The sequence below is a fragment of the Mesorhizobium sp. M7A.F.Ca.AU.002.02.1.1 genome (genome assembly GCF_003998535.1).
GTDB lineage: Bacteria > Pseudomonadota > Alphaproteobacteria > Rhizobiales > Rhizobiaceae > Mesorhizobium > Mesorhizobium ciceri.
This window is the reverse complement of the sequence record NZ_RZPB01000793.1, coordinates 1-2,662: the sequence shown is the minus strand read 5'-3', so window position 1 is coordinate 2,662 and position 2,662 is coordinate 1. Positions and strand designations below refer to the sequence as shown.

At 59.9% G+C, this 2,662-nt stretch carries 4 protein-coding genes; 3 read left to right on the top strand and 1 reads right to left on the bottom strand.

What is annotated here, in order from left to right; translation table 11 throughout:
* From trbG to EN879_RS31365, 3 genes are all read left to right on the top strand, one after another.
* On the top strand, positions 1-915 hold a 915-nt coding region (gene trbG / locus EN879_RS31375), incomplete at its 5' end, for a P-type conjugative transfer protein TrbG (protein WP_127274499.1).
* Positions 912-2,126, top strand: coding sequence for a TrbI/VirB10 family protein (locus tag EN879_RS31370; protein WP_063169228.1), 1,215 nt, complete (start codon positions 912-914; stop codon positions 2,124-2,126). The genes trbG and EN879_RS31370, both read left to right, overlap by 4 nt.
* 12 nt (positions 2,127-2,138) lie before the next feature.
* Positions 2,139-2,381, top strand: coding sequence for a DUF2274 domain-containing protein (locus EN879_RS31365; protein ID WP_024502859.1), 243 nt, complete (start codon positions 2,139-2,141; stop codon positions 2,379-2,381).
* A gap of 29 nt (positions 2,382-2,410) precedes the next feature.
* Here EN879_RS31365 and EN879_RS39540 read toward each other — a convergent pair.
* On the bottom strand, positions 2,411-2,662 hold a 252-nt coding region (locus tag EN879_RS39540; protein WP_206516445.1), incomplete at its 5' end, for a hypothetical protein.

Here is a 2,662-nt window from a genome sequence, read left to right as displayed (position 1 = left end):
AAACCGGCCGCGATCGAAAAGGCGCCGGAGAGGCCGATTAGAATTGTCGAGGTGCCAAAACCACTGCCGCTGCCTGGCCAAATGCAGCACGAGCCCGGCAAGGCCGAGGACAAGCGCCCCCCTGAAGAACGCGTCGCTGATGCCAACAAAGCCGCGACCCAGCAACCCACCAAGTACGGGTATGTTAATGCCGTGCAAGTCTACCCCTTCACCGATGGCGCGCTTTATCAACTCTATGCCGCGCCGGAGCGCGTGACCGACATCGCTCTGCAGCCGGGCGAGAAACTAACCGCCGTGTCGGCTGGCGACACCGTGCGCTGGGTCATTGGCGATACCGCAAGCGGCACCGGTGACAATCAGCGCACCCATGTTCTGGTAAAACCCTTCGCGCCGGGTCTTGCCACCAATGTCGTCATTACGACGGACCGGCGGACCTATCATTTGCAGCTTCAAAGCACCGAGAAGACCGCAATGGCGGCAATCTCCTGGACCTACAGCCAAGACCAGATCATCGCGCTTCGCCAGCGCAATGCTCAAGCCGAGGCAGTTACACCGGTCGCGTCGAATATCGCGCTCGAAAACCTTCGCTTTCGCTACTCAATCAGTGGCGACACACCGCCCTGGAGACCGACGCGAGCCTTCGACGACGGCAGCAAGGTCTATATTGAGTTCCCTCGTCGCATAGATCAGGGCGAGGCGCCACCACTCTTCATCGTCGGCGCAGATGGGAGCAGCGAGCTCGTCAACTATCGCGTGCGCGGCAACTATTACATCGTCGATCGGCTCTTCGCCGCGGCCGAACTTCGCCTCGGCACCAAGCGGCAGCAGGTGATCCGCATCAGCAGGATTGACGGCAGGCAACCGCAACGGCGGATCTCGCTCTTTCGCGGCAGCCGGCGAGGTGAGGACTCATGATCGAAAATTCCCGCTCTGGCATCCCGCCGAAACTGGATCCCGAGGAACTGCAGCTTCGGGCCTCTCCCCGCCGCGTGGTGCGGTTCAGGCGCGGTGTGATCATCGCGATCGCAGCGCTCGGATCCGGCGCTGTCTTCGGCGTTACCATGATCGCCCTCCAGGGGCCGGCCCTTCGCATCAGGGATCAGGCGGAAGATCTCTACAACACTGAGCGCAAACCAACCGCCGAGGGGCTCGATACGCTTCCCCATGACTATTCCGGCATGAAGCCGAAGCCTCCCGTCCTTGGGCTACCTTTGCCGGGCGACCTCGGCCGCCCCATCCTCGAGCGGCAGCGCCAGCTCGGCATCGTGCCGGGCCAAGACATCTCGGCCGAGGAGCAGCGTCTAGCGCAGCAGGCGATCGAAGCGCGTGAATCGCGGGTGCTTTTCCGCGTCGAAAATCGAGCTCAAAAGACAGATGTCGGAGAGAGCGTGCAAACTGCTCAGCATCCATTTGAGGCGCTTCCCCAATCCGAAGCAGGACGCGCGTCAGCCTCGGTGGCGGCGGCGGAAGGCGACCAGAACAATCAGCAGCGAAAGCTTGATTTTCTCAGCCAGCGGAGCACTGGCGGGATCTACAATCCGCATGCGCTGCAGACGCCGATCTCGCCATATCAACTGATGGCTGGCAGCGTGATTGCCGCCAGCCTGATCACCGGCATCAATTCCGATTTGCCGGGCCTTGTCGTCGCGCAAGTCACCGAAAATGTGCACGACACGGTCACGGGCAACATATTGCTGATTCCGCAGGGCTCACGTCTTATCGGCGTCTACGACAGCGTCGTCGCGTTCGGGCAAAAGCGAGCGCTGCTGGTCTGGCAGCGCATTCTGCTGCCCGACGGCTCGTCGGCCGAAATCGACAATCTGCCCGCGAGCGACACCGCCGGCTACGCAGGGCTGGAAGACGAAGTCGATTTCCACACTTGGCAGATGATCAAGGGAGTGGCGCTTGCCACATTGCTCGGTGTCGGCACAGAATTCAGCCTCGGCGAAAACGAGAGCGATCTGGTCAAGGCGATCCGGGAATCAGCCCAGCAGAACGCCAGTCGAGCCGGCCAGCGCATCACCGAAAAAAACCTCAATATCCAGCCCACCATCGTCGTCCGCCCAGGTTGGCCACTGCGCGTCATCGTGCACAAGGACATCGTGCTGCGGCCATACGCCAGTTGAGCAGGAGTTATCATGGCTGACCTGAAACTTGGAAAACTTCCGGACCGAACAGCTTCGAAGATCACCATTACCGTCAGCGCGGAGCTGAGCCAAACACTCAAGGAGTATGCTGCACTTTACCGTCAGACCTATGGTCAGTCTGAAACCGTGGCAGAACTCATCCCTTTCATGCTGGCGGCGTTTCTGGAAGGCGACCGAGCCTTTGCCAAGGCCAGAAAGGAACGTCTGCCGACGGAGCTTGCCGGAAAATCGTGACTCCTCCGCTAGGGCAGCTGGAACATTGCCTAGCTGTCGCGACCTACCTGCTCCTCGCGAAGCATAGGATCAAACACCTTGGAATGCAGGTATGCGCAAGAGATGATGTGGAAGGAGATACCGCGCAACAGCCTAAGTTTGCATTTTCGATTTGGTCGGCCGTGAACTATCCGCAAGCCATTGATCTGGCCTGTTGATTGAGGCGGATAGCGGCTTTGGAATTGCAGGATTAGCGGTATTTGGACGCTGTTTTCCTGCAATTCGGTTTTGCGATTCCCTTG

Excerpts from the sequence above, each read along its gene's own strand:
- EN879_RS31370 (WP_063169228.1), top strand. The coding sequence starts at position 912 with ATGATCGAAAATTCCCGCTCTGGCATCCCGCCGAAACTGGATCCCGAG.
- EN879_RS31365 (WP_024502859.1), top strand. The coding sequence starts at position 2,139 with ATGGCTGACCTGAAACTTGGAAAACTTCCGGACCGAACAGCTTCGAAG.